Origin of the sequence: Algibacter sp. L1A34, from assembly GCF_009796805.1 — a bacterium.
GTDB lineage: Bacteria > Bacteroidota > Bacteroidia > Flavobacteriales > Flavobacteriaceae > Algibacter.
Genome location: NZ_CP047029.1, coordinates 266,056 through 291,511, shown reverse-complemented (window position 1 = coordinate 291,511; position 25,456 = coordinate 266,056). Strand labels below are relative to the sequence as shown.

Below are 25,456 nucleotides of genomic sequence, written 5' to 3'. Positions count from 1 at the left end.
TATATGACATTAATTATTGCAGAAATAGCACAAGCCCATGAAGGTAGTTTAGGAATGGCACATGCGTATATCGATGCTGTTGCAAAAACAGGATGTAACGCCATAAAATTTCAAACGCATATAGCAGAGGCTGAAAGTAGTATTCACGAACCATTTAGAGTTAAGTTTTCTAAGCAAGATGATACAAGAATGGCGTATTGGAAACGCATGGAGTTTACTTTGGAGCAGTGGCAAGAAATAAAAGCGCATTGTGATGTAGTTGGTTTGGAGTTTATAAGTTCACCTTTTAGTAATGCAGCTGTGGACTTATTAGAAAAAGTAGGGGTAAAGCGTTATAAGGTAGGCTCAGGAGAGGTTAATAATTTTGTGTTGCTTGAAAAAATAGCACAAACAGGTAAACCGGTTATCATTTCGTCAGGTATGAGCTCATTAGAAGAACTAGATAAAACAATAGCTTTTTTAAAAATTAGAAAAGTAGACTATTCTATTTTGCAATGTACAACCGCGTACCCGACAACAGCAGAACAGTTTGGCTTAAATGTGATTGCTGAATTAAAAGAAAGGTACGAGGTTACTATCGGTTTTTCAGATCATTCTTCCTCTATTGAAGCTTGTATAGCTGCAACTGCACTAGGAGCAGAAATATTAGAGTTTCATGTGGTCTTTAATAAAGAGATGTTTGGTCCGGATGCTAAAGCGTCTTTAACAATGGATGAGACTAGTCATTTAGTAAAAGCTGTTCATAATATTTCAATTGCGCTTCAAAACCCTATAAATAAGTCCGATAATTCAGGTTTTGAAAGTTTAAAGTCCATTTTTGAAAAATCTCTAGCTATTAATAAAACTTTAAAAGCAGGAGATACGATTAGTTTTTCTGACTTAGAGACAAAAAAACCTAAAGGATTTGGTATCTTGGCTAGTGAATATGAAAAAGTAATTGGTAAAAAATTAAAAAGAGACCTATCTCAATGGGATTTTTTAAATGAAGAAGATTTAACGGATTAATATGTCAATAAAAAAAATATGTGTTGTAGTTACAGCACGTCCATCTTACAGCAGAATTAAAACAGCTTTAACAGCTATAAAAAATCATCCAAAACTAGAGTTGCAATTAGTAATTGCAGGTTCCGCTTTGTTAGGACGCTATGGAAATGCGGTTGAGGTTATAGAAATAGATGGGTTTACAATCGCCGAAAAAGTCTTTATGGTATTGGAGGGAGAAAATCCAACCTCTATGGCTAAAACAACTGGATTAGGTGTCATGGAGTTGGCTAATGTATTTTACCGCTTACAACCAGATGCAGTCGTTACTATTGCTGATAGATTTGAGACTATTGCAACAAGTATTGCTGCGTCGTATCAAAATATCCCCTTAATCCATATCCAAGGTGGTGAGGTAACAGGAAATATAGACGAAAAAGTACGTCATGCAAACACCAAACTTGCAGATTTACATTTAGTAGCTTCTGAAGATGCCAAACAGCGTGTATTGAAAATGGGAGAGGATCCTAATATGGTGTTTAATACAGGATGTCCGTCAATTGATTTGGCTAACCAAATAAAAAGTAATCCAACATTAGATTTTGATCCTATTTTAAAATATGGAGGTGTTGGTGCTGAAGTTAATTGGAAAGAAGAAGGCTATATTGTCGTTATGCAGCATCCTGTTACTACAGAATATGCCTCGGCACGAAAAGATGTTGAAGCGACTTTAAAGGCAGTACACGAGTTAAATATACCAACGTTTTGGTTTTGGCCAAACGTGGATGCAGGTTCTGACGGGACATCTGGGGGGATTAGAGCATTTAGAGAAAACAGTAAACCTAAAAACATTCATTTTTTTAAGAATATGGAGCCTAATGATTTCTTGAAATTATTAGTTAATAGTAAATGTTTGATCGGTAACTCTAGTGTAGGTGTTAGAGAATGTTCTTATTTGGCAGTACCAGTAGTAAATATTGGGTCACGTCAAAATAAAAGGCAACGCGGTAATAATATAATTGACGTTTCTTACAATAAGGACGATATTAAAAAGGCAATAATAGAGCGTATATCAAATACAACCATAAGTTCAGAATCCATTTATGGTGATGGCAAAGCAGGTTATGCTATTGCCGAGATTTTGTCTAATGTGTCTTTAAGCTTTCATAAAACAATAACATACTAATATGCGCATTCTTGGTATTATTCCTGCAAGAGGAGGCTCTAAAGGTATTTCTAGAAAAAATATAAAACTTCTGGCTGGTCAACCCTTGTTAAAGTATACTACGGATGTTGCTTCTAAAAGCAAGTATCTTACTACTGTTATTTTAAGTACAGAGGATGATGAGATCTTGGAAGTCGGGAAATCTTTGGGTATTGCTACACCTTTTAAAAGGCCTGCGTCGTTATCTGAAGATACATCGTCGTCTTTAGATGTGATAAAACATGCTTTAAGCTTTTATGAAGAAAAAGGAGAATATTTTGATGCTATATGCTTACTTCAAGTTACTAGCCCATTTAGGACGGTTTCTTTTTTAGATGATGCAATAAAGAAGTTTATAGATTCTAAATCTGATGCATTAGTATCTGTACTAGAAGTACCGCACGAGTATAATCCACATTGGACTTTTAAGGCAGATTCAAATAATCAATTAAGTATTACTACAGGAGAGCAAAATATTATTTCTAGAAGACAAGATTTGCCCAAAACCTACCATCGTGATGGAAGTATATATTTAACAAAAACGAGTGTTATATTAAACTCGAATTCTTTGTTTGGTAACTCATTAGCTTATATATTATCGAATAAAAGTACACATGTAAATATTGATACTATGGAAGATTGGAATAAAGCAGAATTGATTTGTAAAAACAATGTTTTATAGATGACAAAAAAAATAGGTATAGTTATCACAGATGGTGTTGGTTATCGGAATTTTGTATTGAGTGACTTTTTAAATCAAGTTTCTAGTACATATAAAAAGGTAGTGATATATTCAGGGTTGCCAATAGAAAGTTATGATGCTTTAGAGTTGCCTGAGAATATAGATGTAAAAGAACTAGATATTTTTATCGAGAGCAAATTAACTTGGTTTTATAGAAAACTAAAAGAGGTTGGACACATGACCCTTCATAAAGGGTATTTTGGTATAAACAACAATCTAAAACGTGGTTATCCTAAAAACAACAAAAAAAGAAGTTTATTAATTAAGTTAGCATATAAGATTGCACATTTTTATCATTCTGAAAAAGCAATCAATTTGTATGAACGTATGCAATTTCGTTCTTTTAAAAAAGATGCGGTAACACAGCAATATTTGCAGTTATTACAAGAAGATAAGCCTAGTATTCTTTTTTTTACCCACCAAAGACCTCCATATTTAGCGCCTTTAGTATTTTGTGCAAATCAATTGAGTATTAAGACGACTTCTTTTATTTTTAGTTGGGATAATTTAGCGTCTAAAGGGCGTATGATGGCAAGTTTTGACAGCTATTTAGTTTGGAGCGATTTGATGAAAAAGGAATTGATACATTTTTATCCAAACACTGATAAGGATTTTATAAAAGTAATAGGAACACCTCAGTTTGAACCTTATGTGATGGAGCAATATAAATTAGATAAAGCACTTTTATTTGCTAAATTTAATTTAGATTTTTCAAAACGTTTAATCTGCTATAGCTGCGCAGATGCAGGAATTGGAGCTAATGATAGTCTGCATATAACGTCAGTTATGAATTATATTAACGAGCATCCTGAATTAATGTTACAACTTTTAGTACGCACATCACCCGCCGAAGATGGTTTAAGGTTTGAGCCTATTAAAAATAAATTTCCAGAAATTAAATGGAATATCCCAAAATGGACATTAGCGAGACATAATCATGTTGAGTCTTGGTCACAACGTATACCGTTAATTGAAGACGTAATAGATTTAAGGGCTATTTTAGAATTTTCAGATTTAAATGTAAATATGTGTTCTACCATGGGGTTAGATTTTATGTTGTTTGATAAGCCTGTTATTTACACTGTTTTTGGTAACGAAACCAATGGATTATATAATGATCAATTGTTTTTGAATTATGTGCACTTACAATATGTTATTGATAGTAAAGCGGTTGCGATAGCAAAAGATCAAGTGGACTTACATAATTATTTAACAGAAGCATTGGAGCAGCCAGAATTAAGAAAAGATTATAGATCATCTTTAATTTCATTAGAAATTAGCAAGGCACTTAAGGGAACTAGTAAACGAATGGCTGAAACACTATTAGAATGGTCATAGAACAACGCATAGCTGTAATTTGTAATTATCAATTACTTGACAATCGCGTAGGAGGAATGGATTATTTTTTCTGGGAGTTTAATACATTGTGTTTGCAAAACGCTGTTAAAGTCGATTGGTTTTTTCCTAATCAAGCGACTCATGGGAGGTATAATGAATTAAATATAATAGCCGATAAAAACACAACTATAGAGACTAGTTTTATAAATTACATAACAAGTAATGCAACCAATTACACTCATGTAATTACCCATTTTGTAGAGTTGTGTACCTCATTTTTTGCAATAATTAAAAAGGCGCTTTCTACTACTATTATTTCTGTAGATCATAACCCAAGACCATTAGGTGGTTATTCTTTGAAAAAAAGAGTAAAAAAAAGAATTAAAGGGATGTTATATGCAAAGCATATCGATCAGTTTGTTGGTGTGTCAGAATATACAAGTCAAGCTATTCTGAATGATTTTGGAGACTTTTTAAAACCAAAAATAAAAACTGTTTATAATGGTGTTTTAATACAAGACATTGTGCCAAAAACAAAAGAAAGAGCAAAAACGAATCCTAAGTTTTTAGTCGTGTCACATTTGCGATTTTCAAAAGGGATTCAAGATTTAATACTTGCAGTAAAAGACTTGCCAGAGACTTTAAAAAAAGATTTGAGTATTACTGTTTATGGCGATGGGCCCTACAAAAAAGAATTATTAGACTTGGTTGCTATGCACCAATTAAATTCAATTTTCGATTTTAAAGGGAGTAGTGCGACTTTAAAGGCAATGTATCACTATTTTGATTATATGTTACAACCAACACATATGGAATGTTTCAGTTTGTCTATTTTAGAAAGTTTAGCAGCAAACATACCCGTAATAACAACGCCAGTTGGAGGTAATGAAGAGGTTATTAAAAATGGTGAGAATGGTTATATATTTAAAACGAAAGATATTAAAGCATTAACAGTACTTTTAGAAGCTGTAATTAGAGGAGAAAAATCTATTACAAATAATACGAGGGTGTTAATTGAAAATAAATTTTCTATTGGTTTAATGGTTGCAAATCATTTAAAGACTATTTTGACATAAATTTAATTATTCAAATGGTTGAAAAAATAAGGATTGAAAATGACTAATTATAAAAATTTTAAACAACTTATTATTAAAGAAAAATGGCTTTTGCTTATTATTTTAGTAAGTGTTATTTCTTCTTTAAGATCTTTGCTTGTGCCACTTTTCGCAGACGAATTAACTTATAATAAGTTAGGAGATAGTATTTTAAGTGGTAGGTATTATTTGATTAATTATCCTTCTACTGTAACACCAATCATTCCATTATTATTTGCCCTTTTTAAAATTAAGGCTTTACCAGTTTTAGGATTTACATTGCATAAACTATTTAATATTGTGTTAGTCATATTTGCTTTAAGATACATTTATTTTTTTCTAAAAAAACAAGACGTTAATTCAAGAATCGCACTAACAATTGTGGCCTTAACAATGGTTAATCCTATTGCTATTAATAGTTTTTCAAGTTTGTATCCAGAAGCGCTTTTGTTTTTTTGTTTTTGGGGGTTTATGTATTATTCCAATTTAGAGTATAGTAATAAGAGTTTATTAAAAATGCTGTTGTTTTTTACAGTTTTAATCTTAACAAGGTATGTATATGCCGTTTTAGGACTATTGGTTTTGATTGTATTCATCAGGTATTTAAAAAACGATAGGAAACAATATTTAATTAAAATATTAAAATATTCCATTATTGTTTTGATTCCAATTGGACTTTGGATAAAGTATGTCTATAATATTGAACAAAATAATTTGTCTGAAATAAGTTATTTTGATAGATTTAAAATAGACAATCCTCTACTTTACAATATTAAATGTGGATTAGGATTTATACAGCACCATGAAGTAGGAAAAATTAATGGGGTGCCTGCATTTGCTTCACTATTTGTTCCTATAACCGGTTTCAGACATTATATTATTAGCACGCTGATAATTTCAGCATTTATTTTAGGGTATATTTTTAATGAAAAAACCTATGGAATTAAAATGTTGTTTTTTGCCATTATATTAGTTTTATTAGGATTTGTATTTGCAGGGACAGGATTTAGTCGTTATTGGTTAGTATTACTTCCTGGTTTCTTTTTGGGATTTTATTTTTTATGGCGTAAATTTAAATTAAAGGATATTTGGTTTATTTATGCTTCTCAAACAATAGCCGTTTTGTACATCATAAATGAAATAAGGTTAGACTTTTTGGTTATAAATAATAATTTGTAAATAGTATATTATGAAACAAAAATTATTGATTTACATGCCTGCTTTAAATGAGGCAGACACTATTTACAATGTTATAGAATCAATACCAAAAAGTTTTGGAGGGTTTAATACTATAGAGGTATTAGTTGTAAACGATGGTAGCAAAGATCAAACAGAGGAAGAAGCAATAAAAGCTTGTGCAACGGTGGTTTCACATCCTTATAACAAAGGTGTTGGAAATGCTTTTCAAACAGCAATAAATTATGCCCTTCAAACTAATGCAGATGTCTTGGTCAGTATTGATGCTGATGGACAGTTTGATGTTGGAGAAATAAAAAACTTGGTAGCTCCTATTTTAAATAACGAAGCAGATTTTACATTAGGTAATAGGTTTAGTGATCAAAGACCTGAAAAAATGCCTAAAATTAAATTTTTGGGGAATAAAAAAATTAGTCAAATTGTGAGCTATGTTGGGAATACAAAGATTCAAGACGTATCATGTGGATTTAGGGCGTATTCAAAAGAAAGCCTTTTGAATCTTAATTTGCAAGGAGATTTCACTTATACGCATGAAACTATACTTGATTTATTAAACAAAGGTAAAAGTGTCGCTCAAATACCAATTACAGTTAAATACTTTGATGGTAGAGTATCGAGAATAGCAAATAGTATAACCAAGTACGCTTTTAAAACATCAATAATAATTTTTAAATGTCTTAAAGATTATAAGCCTTTTAGATTTTTTATATCAATAGCATTTGGCATATTTGTGTTAGCAATGCTTCTAGGTGGTTTTGTGTTTTGGCATTGGATGTCAACAGGTCAAATTACACCTTATAAAAGCTTCGGGTTTATAGCCTTGTCACTTTGCGGTATGTCGTTGGTTGTTGTTACCTTAGCATTTATAGCCGATATGTTGAATAGAATTCGTCAAAATCAAGAGAAAATTTTATATCTAACGAAAAAAAAATATTTTGAAGTTAAATCTAAATAGAGAAACTCAAATCCAAATACTACGTTATATATACATCAGTATTTGTGGTTATGGTTTTGTATTTATATCATTGTACTTGCTGGTAGATTTACTCTCTCTTAACAAATCGACAGCCTTTGTTGTTGTATATGGTATTTCCTATATTTTACTATACACCTTGCAATTAAAATATTTATTTAATAAAAAACACGACAGAAAGAAGTTCATTCGTTTTTGTATTTCTACTATGTTTTTTTATTTAATAGCTAATGTGTTTTATAACATCTTTCTGTATTTTAATATTCATTATTTGATTTGCACAGCTTTAACAATAATAACTTTAATGCCCTTAAGGTTTATTGTTTCTAAATTTATTGTTTATAAATAATATATGTATAAAATATTGTACAAAATCGATTATATAATACAACGTTTTATAACAACGTTGGTATTTACGTTTCCTATAATTAAATTATTAAAAAATATTTATTTCTTTTTCAGATTTAATACATCTTTTATAAATGCAACTTATAATGTGGTAATTACCAATTTCGATAAAAGATCAGCATTAACTAGTATTAAATTTAAAGGTCCTTGTACTTTTTCCAGGAATATTGAAGTTGATTATTCAGGAGGTCTTACTTTTGGAAAAAATGTTACCGTGTCAGATCATGTAACAATTCAAACTCATAAACATGTATATGAAAACCATAGTATTTATGAAAATATAACCTCTGCTTCTAGTTTAGAGATTGGAGATGAAGTTTGGATATGTAATAATGTTATTATAACAAATTCTGTGAATAAAATCGGTAAAGGAGCTATTATCGCTTCTGGATCTGTATTAACAAAAGATGTAGAAGATTATAGCATCGTGGGTGGTATTCCTGCAAAACATATTAAATATAGAAATTTATAATGAGTTCAAATATACATACAGCCACTTGGAATAAGTTTTCTTTTTTGTTTTTTAAGAAAGTAATGAGTTTTTTGTTGATTCATTTATCTAGGCAATTCTTTATTCCACCATCTATTAGGCCTTTTTTGTTAAAGCGATGTGGTGTTAAGTTTAATAATTCTAAAACAGTTTTTATCGGGACTGATGTGTTATTTGATAATATGAAAAAGACTTCTACCTATATTGGTAATAACGTCGTTATTACCACAGGAGTTAAGATAATTAACCATTACCCTTTACTTACTTCGTCTGGTGTGACTGAATATGAAATTGGGGATGTTGTCATTGAAGATAATGTGTTTATTGGTATGAATAGTTTAATTGTAAAACCTGTTACAATAGGTGAAAATGCAGTAATTGGAGCAGGTTCTGTTATTACAAAAGATGTTCCTGATAACGCAATTGTAGCAGGTAACCCAGCAAAGGTTATTAGCTATGTTAAAAGTAAATAATAAGATAGAATGAAAATAGGTTTTGTAACACCAGAATATCCGCATGAAAACTTAGGCCATTCAGGCGGTATTGGTACAAGTATAAAACACTTGGCTATTGCATTGGTAAAACAAAATCACAACGTTTCTATTTTGGTTTATGGACAAAAAGAAGATGGTTTTTTTTCCGAAGGTGGTATTGATGTTTACAAAATAAAAAACCCGAAACTTAAAGGTGTCTCCTGGTATTTGATTAAGAAAAAAATAGAGAAGCTAGCAAATAAATTACATAAAGAACAAAAGATTGATATTATTGAAGCTCCAGATTGGACTGGTATTACTTCGTTTATAAAACCATCCTGTCCAATAGTTATACGGTTACATGGTTCGGATACTTATTTTTGTCATTTGGATAATAGAAAAGTAAAAGCTGTAAATAAGTACCATGAGAAAAAAGCACTTAAAAATGCTAACGGTATTATTTCTGTTAGTAATTATACAGGAGAGTTGACCAATACTTTATTTGGTTTAAAACTGGATTATACTGTTATCCATAACGGGATTGACCTTAAGTTGTTTAGTTCTAAAACCTTTATAAGTAACGAGAAAACAGTCCTTTATTTTGGAACACTAATTAGAAAAAAAGGATTGTTGGAATTGCCTTATATTTTTAATAAAATTAATAAAAAATATCCTGAAGTAAAACTAGTATTGGTAGGTAAAGATAGTCCAGATATTAAGAGTCACAGTCTGTCTACTTGGCAATTAATGCAATCGTTATTTACTAAAGAAGCCTTGCTGCAAGTTGAATATATTGGAGCTGTGCCGTATTCTGAAATGCGTGAACATATTGAGAAAGCAACACTTTGTGTTTTTCCTACGTTTGCTGAAGCGTTGCCAGTCTCTTGGTTAGAAGCGATGGCTTTACAAAAGCCAATTGTAGCTTCAAATGTGGGTTGGGCAAAAGAAATTATAGATGATGGAGAAGATGGCTTTTTAATACATCCTAAAGCACATCAAAATTATGCTAACAAAATTATCGCGCTTTTAGAAAATGAAGCTTTACGAAATCAATTTTCAATTGCAGCAAGAAAAAAAATAATATCAAAATTTAGTTCAGAAATAGTTGCAAAACAGTCTGTTCAATTTTATAAAAAAGCAATAGATGCTCATTCTTTTTCATAATAACAACAAAGTTGTTGAGGTTGTTGACAATAAAACTAAGGACGCTATTTTACTGGAGTCTAATGAGCCTACCGAGGCATTATTTTTGTTGGCGTCAAAATATAGTAATCGTATTATTGCTTGGTGTCATGATTCGAATAAGGAGAAAATCAATATTAAGGTGTTAACATCGTATTTTACGTTAAGTAATATTATGTTGTCTAACAGCAAGTCTTCTTATTTTGGCGATGCTATTGGTTATGTCGAAGATTCTCTTTTTATGAATGTGAATAGAAACATAAAGTATCCAACTTGGTTAATGCATAGTAATTGTGGTGCGATTTATGGAGAAAACCTACTCCCTTTCAAAACGCAAATGGACTATCGGAATACTTTTAGTTATAACTTAAATAGTATCTCTAAATTAGGAATAGCTAGGGGGTTATTGTGTTATTTCGCTCCCGATATTATTGTGGAGAATGAAGAAGAGGCTATCGTTAAAAAAGCGAGCACTTCAGAATTGTTCAAGTTTGTAAAAGAACACTTTAAAGCGCGCTGGTCGTTTTTATTATTTTTAAATGTATTAATCTTCCAAAAGAAGGTTTTATTTATTCCATTTATCAAAAGTCTGGGTTTTAAACAGAAGACATTTGATAAAGTCATAACTTCTGAAGCCATTACTGAAGAGTTAAAAGCTAACACCTCTATTTCGGTGTTAATTCCAACATTAGGAAGAGCAAAATATTTACACGATGTTTTAAAAGATTTATCAAAGCAAACGTTAATGCCTGCTGAAGTTATAATTATAGAGCAAGACGATAGCGAGGTTGCAAAATCTGAACTTAATTATATAAAATCTGAAGCGTGGCCATTTAAAATAAATCATAGACTTATAGCACAAACAGGAGCGTGTAATGCTAGAAATATAGGTTTACAATTAGTAACATCAGATTACGTTTTTCTCGCAGATGATGATATAAGATTTAACAATTCAACATTAAAAGAGGCTTTGAGTTTTATGCAAACCTATAATTTTGATGCTATTACTTTAAGTTGTTTAAGAGGTAATGAAACAGAAAAACGTAACGTCCCAGTCCAATGGGCTGCTTTTGGATCGGGTTGTAGCATTGTAAAAACAAGTGTTGTTAGAAAAATAAAATTTGATATGTCTTTTGAGCATGGTTTTGGGGAAGATGTTGATTTTGGAATGCAAATTAGAAATAAGGGGATTGATATTATATATCTACCTACTGTGCAATTAAAACATTTAAAAGCCCCAATAGGAGGTTTTCGAACGAAGTATATTCACGCTTGGGAGAATCAGGTTGTAATACCTAAACCATCTCCTACAGTCATGCTTTATAATTTAAAATACAAAACAGAACCACAATTAAATAGTTATAAATTAACGTTGTTTTTTAAATTTTATAAAAGGCAAGCTATAAAAAATCCATTTAAATACTATCGTGTGTTTAAACAACGTTGGAAAGTAAGTCAGGATTGGGCTAATAATTTGCAAAATAAGACTGTTTAATATGACTTTTTCTCTAATCATTTGTACTTACATGAGACCGCAATCGCTGCTAAGGTTATTGGGATCTGTTACTTTGCAAAGTATATATCCTGATCAAATATTAATTATTGATGGTTCGACTAATACGAATACTGAGGACGCTTTAAAAAAGAATACATTTAGAAATTTAAGTTATTATAAAGTAGATGTAGCTAATAGAGGCTTAACAAAACAGCGCAATTTTGGCATTAGTAAAGTTAATAAGTCGTCTCAAATTGTCTGTTTTTTAGATGATGATGTCGTTTTGGAACCTCATTATTTTGAACAATTATTATCTACATATAAAATGCATCCCAAAGCTCTAGCAGTTGGTGGTTATATTACAAATGAAGTCCAATGGGAGCTGTCAGATAATAAGAATAAGTCTTCAAAATTTTATTATGATGGGTGGATGCGTAATGAACCATCGCGATTTAAAATGAGAAAAAGACTTAGTTTGCAACCAGATACAGCCCCAGGTTTTTTACCAACCTTTGCACATGGACGTTCGGTTAGTTTTTTACCACCATCAGGTAAAATTTATGAAGTAGAACAAATAATGGGAGGCGTTTCATCTTATAAAAAAGCAGTATTTGATAATGTATCCTTTTCTACCTATTTTGAAGGCTATGGCTTGTATGAAGATGCGGATTTTTCTATTAGGTTGGCTAAGATGGGGGCACTATATATAAATACGAATGCTAAACTAGCGCATTATCATGATAGTTCTGGTCGACCAAACCAATACCATTATGGTAAAATGGTGGTTAGAAATAGTTGGTATGTTTGGAACGTGAAGTATCCAAACCCAACGCTTAAAGCAACTGTTAAATTTCATGCTACAGAATTATTGTTGATGGCTATTAGAGTCACGAACGTTATTAATTCAAAAGAAAAATTAAAGGCATTGACAGAATCCTTAGGTCGTCAGGTTGGATGGATTTCGCTTATCTTTAACAAACCTAAACACCAATAATTGTTTTGAGTTTAAAGTCAGATTTTATAAAATATAGAAAGTATAGTGGGAATAAATCGGTATTTGTACTGTTATTAACACAACAAGGCTTGTGGGCTTTAACAGTGTATAGGCTATCAAATACAATATATGGAAGTTCTATTTTTAAACCAGTTAAAAAACTATTGCTAGGTTTTGCTGTATTACATCAAAAATGGATCGAAATAGTAACAGGTATTAGCATTCCGTATACCGTAACTGTTGGGAAGCAGTTTTACATTGGGCATTTTGGTGGTATTATTATAAACGCCAACGTTGTTATTGGTGATAATTGTAATATCTCGCAAGGTGTGACTATTGGGGTTAGTGGACGAGGTGATACTCGTGGGGTTCCAACGCTTGGAAATAATGTATATATTGGTGCCAATGCAGTTATTGTTGGACCAATAACCATTGGAGATAATTGCGTGATTGCAGCTAATACGTTAGTCACAAAATCTATGGACGCTAATGCTGTTGCGGTTGGTGTTCCAGGCGTTATCATTAATCATAAGGGCTCTAAAGATTATATATAATGAAGTTTTTAGTCGTTACAAATGCACCAACCTTAAAAGAAGGTCAAAGTTATCAAGCATATACCCCGTATGTCAGAGAAATGGATATTTGGAGTGCTAATGTCTCAGAGTTTAGAATAATTTCGCCCACACAATACAATCAAAAATTATTAAAGTCCTCATTTAAAAAACAACCCACGGTAACTTCAATACCGAGTTTGAATTTTTCAACTGTTGTATCAGCCTCCCTCAGTGTGTTGTATTTGCCAATAATTGTGGTTCGTTTGTTTATGGCTATGTTTTGGGCAGATCATATCCATTTAAGATGTCCTGGGAACATTGGTTTAATAGGTTGTTTTGTACAAGTATTTTTTCCAAAAAAACTAAAAACAGCAAAATATGCCGGTAATTGGGATCCTAAGGCAAAGCAACCGCTAAGTTATAAACTCCAAAAATGGATTTTAAGTCATACGGTTTTAACTAAAAATATGACTGTTTTGGTCTACGGCGATTGGCCTAATCAAACTAAAAATATCAAATCCTTTTTTACAGCGACTTATAGGGATGAAGATAGAGAGCAGGTTGATCCAAAAGTATATACTGGTGATTTGAACTTTATTTTTGTGGGGAGTTTGGTTGCTGGGAAACGCCCTTTACTGGCTATTCAAATTGTAGAAACATTAATTAAAAAGGGTGTAAAGGCTAAGTTGTCTTTTTTTGGTGAGGGGATTTTAAAACCAGAATTACAAGCCTATATTACTAAAAACAAATTAGAATCAGTTATCGTTTTACATGGCAATCAATCCAGTGAAACCGTAAAATTAGCTTTAAAAACGTCGCATTTTACTATACTAGCGTCTAAATCTGAAGGTTGGCCTAAAGCTTTAGCAGAAGCCATGTTTTTTGGCGTTATACCTATTGCAACCTCCATATCTTGCGTGCCTAATATGTTGGATAACGGCAACAGAGGGCTATTAATACAACCAAATTTAAAACCGGCTGTTATGACGATTGAAAGCGCTTTGTCCAATACAAGTCGTTTAGAACAAATGGCTACACTAGCTTCGGATTGGTCGCAATGTTATACTTTAGATTTGTTTGAAGAGGAGATAAAAAAATTAATAAAAAGTTAAATGAGAGTACTGCAACTTATTGATAGTTTAGAGGCAGGAGGTGCAGAGCGCGTTGCTGTTAATTATGCCAACGGGTTGCTTGATCATGTTGAAGCTAGTTATTTATGTGCTACAAGAGCTGAAGGTTTATTAAAAAGTAGTTTAAAAACAGAGGTGGGCTATTTGTATTTAAAAAGAACAAAAACGGTCGACGTTAAAGCTATTAAAGCACTGAACAAATTTATAAATACCAATGGTATAACTATTATTCATGCACATGCCTCGTCTTATTTTTTAGCAACACTAATTAAGGTTTTAAACCCTAAGCTAAAATTAGTTTGGCATGACCATTACGGTAAAAGTGAATTTTTACACGAACGTTCCAAAGGGTTGCTAACGCAATGTTCGCGGTTTTTTAATCACGTATTTTCTGTTAATTCTAAGTTAGAAAATTGGACAAAAATTAACTTGAAAGCAAAATTAGTAAGTTATTTACCTAATTATGCGGTTGTAAGTGATACCCAATTAATAACAAATTTGAGAGGAGAAACGGGGAGACGTATTGTGTGTCTAGCTAATTTGAGACCACAAAAAGATCATCTAAATTTATTGAATGCTTTTAAGTTAGTTCTCGTAAATTATCCTGATTGGACTTTACATTTGGTAGGTCAAGATTTTAAAGATGACTATTCTCAGGCTATATTTAATTATGTGAAAAAAGAAAGTTTAGAAGAAAATGTTTTTATTTATGATACTTGTCTTGATATTTCGGCTATTTTAAAGCATTGCAGCATTGGAGTTTTGTCTTCAAAATCTGAAGGCTTACCTTTGGCTCTATTAGAATACGGTTTAGCAGGATTGCCTGTAGTATCAACTAATGTTGGAGATTGTCCTAAGGTTATAGAAAACAAGTCATTAGGAGTGCTTGTAAACCAAGAAAACGAACAAGAGCTCTGTACTGGTATTTTATCAATAATTAGAGATAAGAATCAAGCAAGCCTCATGGGGAATGCTTTAAAAAAACAAGTAAAAATAAATTTTTCTGAAAAACATATAATACCTAAGGTAATAAAAGTCTATAAAGATATTAGCAGAAATTAATGAAGAATACCTATATTAAAATATTAAGCCTGCATATTTTATTTGGTATAATTCTATATCTATTTAGAGGGTATGGCAATCTTTTTTTATTCGGGATAGTTATTTATTTTGTTATAAAAATAATAAGTGCTCCTCAAAAGTTAAAAACTATTGAAATAATAAAGGCATGTACTTATGTTTTAGGATCAGAGGTTATTCTTAGAATGTCTGGAGGTATTTTATTTTATGAGGCGATCAAGTATTTGGTAATTATGTTTGCTGTTATGGGGCTTATGTATCGAGGTTTTAATAAAAAAGCTACGATCTATTTGCTGTATCTAGTTTTGCTAATACCTAGTGTCTATGTGTCTTTGGTGATACTAGATGATATAAGTAATATAAGAAAAGCTATTGCTTTTAATTTAAGTGGCCCTGTTTGTTTAGGTTTATCTGCTTTGTTTTGTTTTGGGGCTAAAATTACTAAATCACAATTAGAGACTATTGTGAATTTTACTATATACCCGCTTGCAAGTACGTTGGTTTATATTTTTATTTATAATCCAGATGTATCGGCGGTTACTACAGGTACGGGATCTAACTTTGTATCGTCTGGTGGTTTTGGACCCAATCAAGTAGCTACTGTTTTGGGGCTAGGTATGTTTTTGGTTACTGTTCGTTTTTTTTATTTTAGTAAGACGAAATGGTATAGATATTTGGACTTATTGTTACTCTTCTTATTTTCATTTAGAGCTATTGTTACATTTAGTCGAGGTGGTGTAATTACTGCTTTGTTTATGATTTTTGCTTTTATATTTATTCAATATCGAAGTATGAATAAAAAAGATAAAAGCAGCATGCTAATATCAGTATTCTTTTTTCTTGTTATAGCAGTAGTAACTTGGGGTTTTTCAACGATTCAAACTAATGGTTTTATTGAAAAAAGATATGCCAACCAAAATGCTGTAGGCCAAGAGAAAGATGATGTTACTACAGGACGAGGAGATTTGTTTTTATTAGAATTTGAAGAGTTTAAAAATAATCCTTTTTTTGGTATAGGCGTTGGTCGAGCTAAAGAAATTAGATTTCAAAAAACAGGTATTCACGCGGCATCTCATAATGAAGTAAGTCGTATTATTGCAGAACATGGTTTATTCGGAGTTCTCGCTTTTTTAATTTTATTATTGGCTCCTCTATTTTTTAGAATGGGAAATAGAAGTAATGTGCTGTTCTATTCGTTTTATTTATTTTGGTTGCTTACAATAAATCATTCGGCCATGCGTATTGCAGCACCTGCATTTATATATGCATTAAGTTTATTACAAGTTGTAAATGAAAAAGATCCTGTACATAGGAAACAAATTATCGGAAAAGGGTAAAACCGAATCTACTATTGATACCTTAGGAAAAGGGCTATCAAGCTTAGGGTTCAATGTAACGTATGCGTCAACCTATTCAAACATGATTCTCCGGTTTCTCGATATGCTTTGGGGTGTTTTCAAACATAGAAAAACAACCGATTATGTGTTAATAGACACCTATAGCACGTTAAATTTTTATTATGCTTATACTGTAAGTCAATTATGCCGCTACTTTAAATTAAAATATGTTCCTATTTTACATGGAGGTGAATTACCGAAAAGGTTAAAAAAATCACCTAGATTATCTCAAGCCTTATTTAAACATGCTTACAAGAATGTAGCGCCTTCTCAATACTTAAAGTCGCATTTTGAAGCAAATAATTTTAATAATTTAGTATTCATACCAAATTCTATTAAGATTGGATGTTATAAATTTCAACTAAGAATCTATGAATCTGTTAACTTATTATGGGTACGGTCTTTTTCTAAAATATACAATCCATCATTAGCGATTAAAATTTTAAAAGCTTTAAAAGATGAAAATATCGAAGTTAAGTTATGTATGATTGGCCCCGAAAAAGATGGTAGTTTGGAAGCGTCCAAATTATTAGCAGAAAAATTAAAAATTGAAGTTGAATTTACTGGGCGATTATCAAAACAAGAATGGCATAAAAAAGCTGAAGATTACAATGTTTTTATAAACACGACAACTATTGATAATGCGCCTGTAAGTGTTATAGAAGCTATGGCATTAGGCTTACCAGTGATATCTACAAATGTTGGAGGGATGCCTTTTTTAATTAAAAATAACAAGGAAGGTATACTAGTTGAATCAAATAATACTAAAGCATTTTTGTCTGCCATAAAGGAAATAGCTTTTAACCCCGTAAAAGCTAATGAAATATCAAATGAAGCAAGGAAAAAAGTAGAGGACTATGATTGGGAAAAAGTTAAACTTCAATGGCGTAATCTCTTGAGTTAAACAAGGGCTGTCTTGTTTACTTTTATATCTTTACACTTCTAAACTAGCAAAAAAATGTTTAATAACGGTATACATTTTGATATTTCAGAACGCAAGGTTCTTTTGCGTATCATAGATATTCTATCTGTGCTAGTTGTGTTATATGTGGTTAGTAATATTTTTGATTTCAATTATTTTATTATCAACAAAGAGAACTGGAAATGGGTATTTATCCTCATTTTATATATATCCGTATTCGGAACTATTTTTGAACTATACGATTTGCAAAAATCTAGTAAAATAGATAAAACGTTCGCAAATATTGTTTTTACAGCTTCTACAACCGTTTTGTTTTATTTTTTAACTCCAATTTTAACTCCTGTTCTACCAGATAATAGATTACAAATACTATATTTTTATTGTTCTATAGTTTCAGCATTATTCATTTGGAGATGGGTTTATGTTACATTTATTACGTCTCCTAGGTTTTATAAAAAAGCTTTAATAGTTGGAGAAATTTCGAGCATTCAATCTATTGTAGATGCTTTTAGAAATTCCGATCCCAATTATCAAATTGTAGGTTTTATTAATTGTGAAACGGAAAAAGGTGAAAGTATAAAATTTAATGGGGCAAAAGAATTTAGTCCAAAGGAAATTCATCAAGTTATCAAACAAGAGAATATATCCGAAATTGTTATAGCAAGTTATAATTCCGAGACCATAACACCGAGTATTTATCGCGATTTAATAACATTATTGGAAAACGGTTTTCCTATTAAGGAATATACTCAGGCTTATGAGGAAATGACTCAACGTGTACCTGTACAATTTGTTGGTAAAGATTTTTACAAGTATTTTCCCTTTAGCCGAAGCAATCATAATAAGTTATATTTATTTTTCCGAAGAGTGTTTGATATTGCTATTTCAATCATTGGTTTATTAATAAGTTTAGTTTTTCTTCCTTTAATTTTAATAGGAAATTTAATAGGAAATAGAGGTGCACTTTTTTATACACAAAAGCGAATAGGTAAAAATGGTAGGCCTTTTCAGATTATAAAATACAGAAGTATGATTGAAAATGCTGAAAAAAATGGTGCCGTTTGGGCTCAGAAAAATGATATAAGAATTACACCGTTTGGTAAATTTCTAAGGCATTCTAGGTTAGATGAAATCCCTCAGTTTATAAATATTTTAAAAGGAGAAATGAGTTTAATTGGTCCTAGGCCAGAACGTCCTCGTTTTGTTGCAGAACTTTCTGATTTATTGCCCTTTTACGAAACTCGACATATTGTAAAACCCGGACTTACAGGTTGGGCTCAAGTAAAAACAAGGTATGGTAGCTCTGTTGATGATAGCTTATTAAAACTTCAATACGATTTATATTATATTAAGCATCGTAGTTTTTTCTTAGATCTAAATATTATTGTAAAAACAATAAGTACTATGGTATTCTTTAGGGGACAATAAATGATTCTTCCGTTTTAATTTATTGTGTTTACAAGTGTGATCTCGTTGTTTATTACGTATTAACTTCTATTAAAATACTTTATCAAAAACACATACCTAATAAATAGCGCTACTAGTAACGGTATTAATGCAATAGAGAATACTTGAACACCAATAAGCCAATGCAAGATTAGCAAGCACAATAGAATCACTAAAAGCTTTAAGTATTTAACAAACCATGCACTAGGAGTTTTCTTAAAAAGTTGTCCGATCACAAAAATATTAAGAACAAAAGCCCAAAGGAGATTGTAATTTTGATGCGTTCCTGTGTGGTCCGTAGCAAACCAAAGTAGTAAAATAAGAATGCCAAGAAGTCCCGTTGTGATAAATAGCGTAACATCTATCCAATTACTTCGTGTATTATTTTTGTAGTCTTTAAACGTTATAAAAAGGATGAACAAACCAATAAGGCTAAAAACAAAAATAGGACTTGTAGTAAATGATTCGGACTTAATTATTTTTTTTCGATTATACAAAAGATGGTTTTGCTTTACTAAAGGCTTGTTTCCGTTACCTATAGTTGCTACTTCAAAGAATTTATAGATGTTTTCTGGAAGAAACATGTGTTCCTCGGGTGTTGCTTGCCTATCAATTACAGAACCTAAAGCTAAATCAATCCCAAAACTGCCCCAAGAATTTTTGTTTACTTTACCATAAATTAAAGTTCTGAAAGTTGCATCTTTAAAATCTTTTGGTTTATTGAATGTTATGGTATTATTAACCGCTAAATTGGTAACATCTTTAATTTTAGTGGCACAATTATCAAAAAAGAATTCGTACAAATACCTTCTATTTTCAGGTTTGTAATTATTAACTAAAAAGTCGTAAAGTTTTTGTTTTTCAGCTTGAGATAAATTTAAAACTTGTGCTTTTATACTTCGGTTATAATAAATATAAACTTGATAAAATCGATTAAATTCAGTTTTACTAATTAAATAATTCAGTTTTCCTTGAGCAAATTTCAAATAAAAATTAGGAGAGTCAAAATCGTATTCTCCATAGCCATAAACAACATCTAAACCCCTAGAAGGGTCTTTTATTCTAAATCCACTATGCCCAAAGGCATCGTTTAATTCTGTACCTGGGCCTACGGTAAGCACGCTTATTTCAGCATTGTCAGATAGTAAAACATCTTGAGCTTGTATGATTTCAAATGAAAATAAAAGAAGAAGTAAAAAGAATATTTTTTTCATAAACATTGAATATTATCTAAAGGAACTTAAATCTATCTTTAAGGAAAAAACATTAGAATATAGAGCCACACTTTGGTCTCCAATATCGGTAAAAGCGTAATCTATTTGAATGCCATTATATTTAAAACCAACACCAAAACTAGGTTGAAAGCTAAGTTGTTCTGTGTTATCAAGCTGTAGTTCATTTTGGAAATTACCCATTCCGGCACGTAAATAAACCATGTCAATATACCCAAATTCGAAACCTAAAGCAGGGTTAATACTAGCAACCGGTGTTGAAATAATATCATTATTTTCTTCAAACCTCACGTTTAAATTAACAGCAGTTAATAATGTATAATCATAATTAAAATCAGCAAGTTTAGAAATTCCTATTTGTAATTTAGGAATGGTAATTTCGGTAGTTTCAGGTAGTTCTTGGTTTTGCCCCTCAACAGCATCTTGTACAGTTGCAAATTCTTCTTCATCAATGGCCCAAGCATTAAAAGTTGTGGTGATATCACGAGCCATAATACCAAACTTCCAATCGTTATCTGTTTCAAACTGAATACCTAAATCGAAACCAAAACCCCAAGAAGACGCAAAGTCACCAATAACACGGCGAATAACTTTGGCATTTATTCCGTAATTTAAACCTTGTACAGGTAATGCTCTTGCGTACGAGAATGTTAAACCATAATCGGCCGTGGAAAATAAACTAATCCTATCGTAATTAATATTTCCTTGATCGTCTATAAGTTGTGTAGTATTCAAAATATCATCAACAGCAAAACGAATTAGGGAGATTCCAATAGCACTTCTATCATCTAAAGGCATAGCAAAAGCAGCATAATCGTAATTTGCAATATTTGCAAAATAGCTAGAATGCATTAATGAAAGCTGATTGTCTTCTAATTTTAAAAGCCCAGCAGGATTCCAATACCCGGAATTAACATCTGCAGAATGCGAAGTTACTGCGCTACTCATACCAAGAGCAGCTGCGTCCACGCCAATATTCATGAATTCGTTCGAATATTTCCTAACCGTTTGGCCGAATACCGAAATAGAGATTACAAAGAATAAAGTAGCAAAGTTAAGTTTCAATCGAAAATTTTTTACAAAGATGCACATAATAGCTATTTAATCATAAAATTTCAAATTGAAACTTCAACTTATTTAATGCCAAATGGCGTATTATTTAAGACTATAAAACTTGAATTTACTATAGATATTGTTTTAGACGAAAATTGTTTGCTATTTTTACAAAATTAAATCATTAAATATGAAGAAACACATTCCTAATGCTATTACCCTTTTAAATTTGTTAAGTGGCTGTATAGCCGTTATTTTAGCAGTAAATGATGATTTTGTTGCGGCGGCATTATTTGTGTTCTTAGGTATATTTTTTGATTTTTTTGATGGTTTTGCAGCTAGAAAGTTAAACGTTTCTAGTCCGTTAGGTTTGCAGTTAGATTCATTAGCAGATATGGTAACTAGTGGCTTGGTACCCGGAATTATTATGTATAAGCTGTTATTATTAGCAAGTGGTAATTTTGTAGATTACTCTGAAGCTTCTCATTGGCAAGAACATTCCAGTTGGATTGGGACTAACTTACAAGTCCTGCCACTAATGGGCTTATTAATTACTTTAGCATCGGCATATCGATTAGCTAAATTTAATATAGATGAAGATCAACAAACGTACTTTAAAGGCTTGCCAACGCCAGCAAATGCGTTATTAATTCTATCATTACCTCTTATTCTTGAATTTCAAAATAACGATATTATAAATTCTATTATTTTAAATAAGTGGTTTTTAATCGCGCTTACTTTACTTAGTTGCTACATATTAAATGCTAACATAAAACTTTTCGCCTTAAAATTTAAAAACTATGGTTTTAAGGATAATGTAGTGCGCTATGTTTTTCTAATTTTGTGCGTGGTACTTTTAATTGTTTTGCAATTTGCAGCTATACCATTAATAATAATTCTTTATATAATTTTGTCTGCTTTAGATAATTTAAACTCCAAATAATTTACCAATGTTAGAAAACATTTTCACGCTATTAATGCTAATTCTTTTACAAGCCGTTTTAGGATTCGATAACTTATTATACATTTCTTTAGAAAGTAAAAAAGCCCCAGAAACAGAACAAAAACGTGTTCGTAAAGTGGGGATTTTAATTGCTATTGTTTTAAGAATTGTACTTTTATTTGTATTAGTTTCAATTATTGGGTTTTTTAAAGAACCGTTTTCATTCTTAACAGGCGGTATAGCAGATATTCTTCATTTTGCATTTAATGGTCACAGTATTATTGTTTTAGTCGGTGGCGGATTCATAATTTATACGGCAATAAAGGAAATTTGGCATATGATTTCTAATCACGATTTAACGCATAATGTAGAAGGAGGTGGTAAACGTTTAAAATCTGCCAACGCCGTAATTACGAGTATTGTAATTATGAATTTAGTGTTTTCATTTGATTCTATTTTGGCTGCTATTGGTCTTACTAGTCATTTAGAGAGTAGTACAACAGCATTTATTATAATGGCAATTGCTATTGTGGTAAGCGGATTGTTAATGCTCGTTATGGCCGATAAAATTTCTTCGTTTTTGGCAAAAAATCGTATGTACGAAGTGCTTGGGTTGTTTATTCTGTTTATAGTTGGGATTATGCTAGTTACCGAGGGAGGTCATTTAGCACACATTAATATATTTGGTGAAAATATTGAGCCAATGAGTAAAACCACTTTCTATTTTGTATTAGCCGTTTTGGTTATTGTAGATGTAGTACAAGGACGTTACCAAAAGAAATTATTAAAAGAACAAGCATCAAAAAACAAATAATTTATCTAGATGAAAAATATAACATTTCCTTTAAATTTTAAGTTTAACATTTCAACGTTTGCAAACGATTTTGTAGCTACAGATGCTTCGGGATCTACAGTTGCTTATGTAAAACAAAAAATGTTTAAGCTTAAAGAAGATATTCTTATTTATGACAATGAAAATAAGACTGAAGTAAATTATAGAATTAATGCCGATCGTTGGATCGATTTTTCTGCTGCCTACAGTATGAAAGATAAAAAGGGCACAGAACTTGGTAAAATAGCAAGAAAAGGATGGAGATCCATTTGGAAAGCTGAATATGAACTTATAGATCAAAATCAGAAATTGCAATACCATATTCGTGAGGATAATGCTTGGATAAAGGTGTTTGATTCTATGTTTGGGGAAATTCCTATTCTCGGCCTTTTTACTGGTTATTTTTTCAATCCGAGTTATAGTGTGCTTGATTTGAATAAAAAACCAATAGTTAAACTTAAAAAAGAAGGTTCGTTTTTTGGAAGAAAATTTAGTGTATCTAAATTAGAAACCATTGATGCAGATGATGAATACCGCATTGTTTTAGGTTTAATGATGATGGTATTATTAGAAAGAAGAAAAGGATAATTAATCCGAGGAATTATTTTTAGGTTTTGGGTTGCGCTTAGCTTTTTTTAAACTTTCATTAAGCATCCATTCCAACTGTCCATTAGTGCTGCGGAACTCATCCGCAGCCCATTTCTCAATAGCCTTTAGCATATCCTCATTAATACGTAATGCAAAAGCCTTTTTTTTAGCCATAATTAATTTTTATTAAAATATCTGTTTATAACAGTGTTGGCATCGTTTTTCTTTAAAGTACCAATTAATATCTTTTTACCATTTTTAAGCTTGAGCTGAATGCCAGTGTTTCCACTAACATTTATAGCGATACCTCTAATTTTTTTTCCAAAGAAAGTACCTTTTACGCCATAGCCGCCATATTCTGAAAAAGCATTATAATTTCGAATTTTTGTAGTTTCAATATCTCGCCAAAATATGGTTTTCAATTTTAAATGAAAAGGAAAAAACTGATAATGTATACCAACCTCGTCAATTCGGGTTCTAAGTTTAAACAGGAATATTAATCCGGTGGCAGCTAAAATGATGGCTAACGTTCCGAAGTATTCTGTGATATCTCCGTTTCTTGATTTTAAAAATTCATTAGAAACAAAGATTATTGCAATAACAGCTTGAATAGTTAGTAGAGTAATAATCCAAGTTTGTGTAAACCGTTGTTCTTCCTTAAAAACGCGCATTTTTTATTGATTTAAAGTTCCTGTGTTCAACACGGGAGAGGCATCCTTATCACCACAAAGTATCACCATTAAGTTACTAACCATAGCGGCTTTACGATCTTCATCTAAATCTACAATTTGTTTTTTACCTAATTCTGCTAGAGCCATTTCAACCATGCTAACAGCACCTTCAACAATTTTATGTCTGGCGGCAACAATAGCTGTTGCTTGTTGGCGTTTTAGCATCGCATTTGCAATTTCTTGAGCATAGGCTAAGTAGCCAATTCTAGCCTCTAAAACTTCAATTCCTGCAATAGATAAGCGTTCTTCTATTTCCTTTTCTAAAGCTTCGCTAACTTCATTCACGCTCGATCTTAGTGTAATGTCTTCGGTTAAACCTTCATCTGCAAAATTATCATACGGATACATACTTGCAAGTTTTCTAACAGCAGCATCGGTTTGTACACGTACAAAATTTTCAAAATCGTCCACGTCAAAAGCAGCTTTATATGTGTCTTTTACGCGCCAAACTAAAATGGTACTAATCATAATTGGGTTACCTAGTTTGTCGTTTACTTTTAAACGCTCACTATCAAAATTTCTAGCACGTAAGGAAATTTTTTTCTTAGTATAAAAAGGTAATACCCAAAACAGACCATTCTTTTTAACGGTTCCCACATATTTTCCGAAGAGCAATAATACTCTTGCGTTGTTTGGTTGCACCATTAAAAATCCTGGAATAAAGAAAAAGACGGTAAGTGTTATGGTGAAAAAAGAAGATTCTTTTGTGAAAATAGCTAGAAATATACTTCCGCAAAAAAGAAGAGCCGTTAAAAATAGAATAAGATAACCGTTTGCAGGAACAATAATTTTTTCTTCTTTCATGATTAATTTGTTAAGTTTAAAATGATATTATTTTGATATCATAAAGATATGAAATAATTTTTAAACATTCCAAATGTATTTTAAAATGAATTTGAAATAGGTCTGGTTTTTATAAAATAAAATATTTTAGGTATAATTATAAATGGGGAGTTCGAAACCATAAAACCTAAAGT

Annotated in this window: 27 protein-coding genes; 22 read left to right on the top strand and 5 right to left on the bottom strand. The window is 31.3% G+C overall.

What is annotated here, in order from left to right; all coding sequences use genetic code 11:
• Nucleotides 1-3 precede the first annotated feature (3 nt).
• The 19 genes from GQR97_RS01180 to GQR97_RS01090 are packed head-to-tail and all read left to right on the top strand — an operon-like array spanning nt 4 to nt 19,082.
• The gene (locus GQR97_RS01180) at nt 4-1,005 is read left to right on the top strand and encodes an N-acetylneuraminate synthase family protein (protein ID WP_158844254.1); all 1,002 of its coding nucleotides are present in this window, start codon (nt 4-6) and stop codon (nt 1,003-1,005) included.
• A 1-nt stretch (nt 1,006) separates the two neighbouring features.
• Nucleotides 1,007-2,167: a UDP-N-acetylglucosamine 2-epimerase gene (neuC, locus tag GQR97_RS01175; protein WP_158844252.1), complete on the top strand. Its 1,161-nt coding sequence runs from the start codon at nt 1,007-1,009 to the stop codon at nt 2,165-2,167.
• Nucleotide 2,168: 1 nt separating this feature from the next.
• Nucleotides 2,169-2,867, top strand: coding sequence for a cytidylyltransferase domain-containing protein (locus GQR97_RS01170; RefSeq protein WP_158844250.1), 699 nt, complete (start codon nt 2,169-2,171; stop codon nt 2,865-2,867).
• Nucleotides 2,868-4,265: a hypothetical protein gene (locus GQR97_RS01165; protein ID WP_158844248.1), complete on the top strand. Its 1,398-nt coding sequence runs from the start codon at nt 2,868-2,870 to the stop codon at nt 4,263-4,265.
• A complete protein-coding gene (locus tag GQR97_RS01160; RefSeq protein ID WP_158844246.1) occupies nt 4,256-5,341 on the top strand; it encodes a glycosyltransferase family 4 protein in 1,086 nt (361 codons plus the stop codon). Before GQR97_RS01165 ends, GQR97_RS01160 begins: the two co-directional genes overlap by 10 nt.
• 39 nt (nt 5,342-5,380) lie before the next feature.
• A complete protein-coding gene (locus GQR97_RS01155) occupies nt 5,381-6,538 on the top strand; it encodes a hypothetical protein (protein ID WP_158844243.1) in 1,158 nt (385 codons plus the stop codon).
• A 10-nt stretch (nt 6,539-6,548) separates the two neighbouring features.
• Entirely contained in the window at nt 6,549-7,511 is a 963-nt protein-coding gene (locus GQR97_RS01150) for a glycosyltransferase family 2 protein (protein WP_158844242.1), read from the top strand.
• On the top strand, nt 7,492-7,878 hold the full coding sequence (locus GQR97_RS19930) for a GtrA family protein (RefSeq protein WP_158844240.1): 387 nt from the start codon (nt 7,492-7,494) through the stop codon (nt 7,876-7,878). Before GQR97_RS01150 ends, GQR97_RS19930 begins: the two co-directional genes overlap by 20 nt.
• Nucleotides 7,879-7,881: 3 nt before the next feature.
• Nucleotides 7,882-8,409, top strand: coding sequence for an acyltransferase (locus GQR97_RS19640; RefSeq protein WP_199269900.1), 528 nt, complete (start codon nt 7,882-7,884; stop codon nt 8,407-8,409).
• Nucleotides 8,409-8,900 carry an acyltransferase gene (locus tag GQR97_RS01135; RefSeq protein WP_158844238.1) on the top strand — a complete coding sequence of 164 codons (492 nt, stop codon included), beginning with the start codon at nt 8,409-8,411 and terminating at the stop codon, nt 8,898-8,900. Before GQR97_RS19640 ends, GQR97_RS01135 begins: the two co-directional genes overlap by 1 nt.
• Nucleotides 8,901-8,909: 9 nt before the next feature.
• On the top strand, nt 8,910-10,064 hold the full coding sequence (locus GQR97_RS01130) for a glycosyltransferase family 4 protein (RefSeq protein WP_158844236.1): 1,155 nt from the start codon (nt 8,910-8,912) through the stop codon (nt 10,062-10,064).
• Nucleotides 10,045-11,577, top strand: a complete 1,533-nt coding sequence (locus GQR97_RS01125; protein WP_158844235.1) for a glycosyltransferase family 2 protein — start codon at nt 10,045-10,047, stop codon at nt 11,575-11,577. The genes GQR97_RS01130 and GQR97_RS01125 overlap by 20 nt, the downstream gene beginning before the upstream one ends.
• 1 nt (nt 11,578) lies before the next feature.
• Nucleotides 11,579-12,571: a glycosyltransferase family 2 protein gene (locus GQR97_RS01120; protein ID WP_158844233.1), complete on the top strand. Its 993-nt coding sequence runs from the start codon at nt 11,579-11,581 to the stop codon at nt 12,569-12,571.
• Between the two features lie 5 nt (nt 12,572-12,576).
• Complete coding sequence (locus tag GQR97_RS01115) at nt 12,577-13,125, top strand: serine O-acetyltransferase (protein ID WP_410488932.1); 549 nt, start codon at nt 12,577-12,579, stop codon at nt 13,123-13,125.
• Nucleotides 13,125-14,237: a glycosyltransferase gene (locus tag GQR97_RS01110; protein WP_158844231.1), complete on the top strand. Its 1,113-nt coding sequence runs from the start codon at nt 13,125-13,127 to the stop codon at nt 14,235-14,237. The genes GQR97_RS01115 and GQR97_RS01110 overlap by 1 nt, the downstream gene beginning before the upstream one ends.
• Complete coding sequence (locus tag GQR97_RS01105; protein WP_158844229.1) at nt 14,238-15,317, top strand: glycosyltransferase; 1,080 nt, start codon at nt 14,238-14,240, stop codon at nt 15,315-15,317.
• The gene (locus tag GQR97_RS01100) at nt 15,317-16,672 is read left to right on the top strand and encodes an O-antigen ligase family protein (protein ID WP_158844227.1); all 1,356 of its coding nucleotides are present in this window, start codon (nt 15,317-15,319) and stop codon (nt 16,670-16,672) included. The genes GQR97_RS01105 and GQR97_RS01100 overlap by 1 nt, the downstream gene beginning before the upstream one ends.
• Nucleotides 16,626-17,636, top strand: a complete 1,011-nt coding sequence (locus tag GQR97_RS01095; protein ID WP_158844225.1) for a glycosyltransferase family 4 protein — start codon at nt 16,626-16,628, stop codon at nt 17,634-17,636. Before GQR97_RS01100 ends, GQR97_RS01095 begins: the two co-directional genes overlap by 47 nt.
• A gap of 54 nt (nt 17,637-17,690) precedes the next feature.
• Entirely contained in the window at nt 17,691-19,082 is a 1,392-nt protein-coding gene (locus tag GQR97_RS01090; RefSeq protein ID WP_158844223.1) for a sugar transferase, read from the top strand.
• A gap of 59 nt (nt 19,083-19,141) precedes the next feature.
• Here the strand turns inward: GQR97_RS01090 and GQR97_RS01085 are convergent, their stop codons facing one another.
• On the bottom strand, nt 19,142-20,314 hold the full coding sequence (locus GQR97_RS01085; RefSeq protein ID WP_158844221.1) for a DUF4105 domain-containing protein: 1,173 nt from the start codon (nt 20,312-20,314) through the stop codon (nt 19,142-19,144).
• 12 nt (nt 20,315-20,326) lie between these two features.
• Nucleotides 20,327-21,313, bottom strand: a complete 987-nt coding sequence (locus GQR97_RS01080) for a PorV/PorQ family protein (RefSeq protein ID WP_158851546.1) — start codon at nt 21,311-21,313, stop codon at nt 20,327-20,329.
• A gap of 262 nt (nt 21,314-21,575) precedes the next feature.
• Between GQR97_RS01080 and GQR97_RS01075 the strand changes: the two genes are divergently transcribed.
• Genes GQR97_RS01075 through GQR97_RS01065 form a run of 3 tightly spaced genes read left to right on the top strand, consistent with a single transcriptional unit; the run spans nt 21,576 to nt 23,748 of the window.
• Nucleotides 21,576-22,328 (top strand): CDP-alcohol phosphatidyltransferase family protein, encoded by a 753-nt coding sequence (locus GQR97_RS01075; RefSeq protein WP_158844219.1) that lies wholly within the window; start codon nt 21,576-21,578, stop codon nt 22,326-22,328.
• A 7-nt stretch (nt 22,329-22,335) separates the two neighbouring features.
• Nucleotides 22,336-23,142, top strand: coding sequence for a TerC family protein (locus tag GQR97_RS01070; RefSeq protein ID WP_158844217.1), 807 nt, complete (start codon nt 22,336-22,338; stop codon nt 23,140-23,142).
• A gap of 9 nt (nt 23,143-23,151) precedes the next feature.
• Nucleotides 23,152-23,748 (top strand): hypothetical protein, encoded by a 597-nt coding sequence (locus GQR97_RS01065; RefSeq protein WP_158844215.1) that lies wholly within the window; start codon nt 23,152-23,154, stop codon nt 23,746-23,748.
• Here GQR97_RS01065 and GQR97_RS01060 read toward each other — a convergent pair whose 3' ends face one another.
• Genes GQR97_RS01060 through GQR97_RS01050 form a run of 3 tightly spaced genes read right to left on the bottom strand, consistent with a single transcriptional unit; the run spans nt 23,749 to nt 25,283 of the window.
• Complete coding sequence (locus GQR97_RS01060) at nt 23,749-23,922, bottom strand: Arc family DNA-binding protein (RefSeq protein ID WP_158844213.1); 174 nt, start codon at nt 23,920-23,922, stop codon at nt 23,749-23,751. It lies immediately after the preceding gene.
• A gap of 2 nt (nt 23,923-23,924) precedes the next feature.
• Complete coding sequence (locus GQR97_RS19635) at nt 23,925-24,419, bottom strand: hypothetical protein (protein WP_199269898.1); 495 nt, start codon at nt 24,417-24,419, stop codon at nt 23,925-23,927.
• Between the two features lie 3 nt (nt 24,420-24,422).
• On the bottom strand, nt 24,423-25,283 hold the full coding sequence (locus GQR97_RS01050; RefSeq protein WP_158844211.1) for an SPFH domain-containing protein: 861 nt from the start codon (nt 25,281-25,283) through the stop codon (nt 24,423-24,425).
• Nucleotides 25,284-25,456 lie beyond the last annotated feature (173 nt).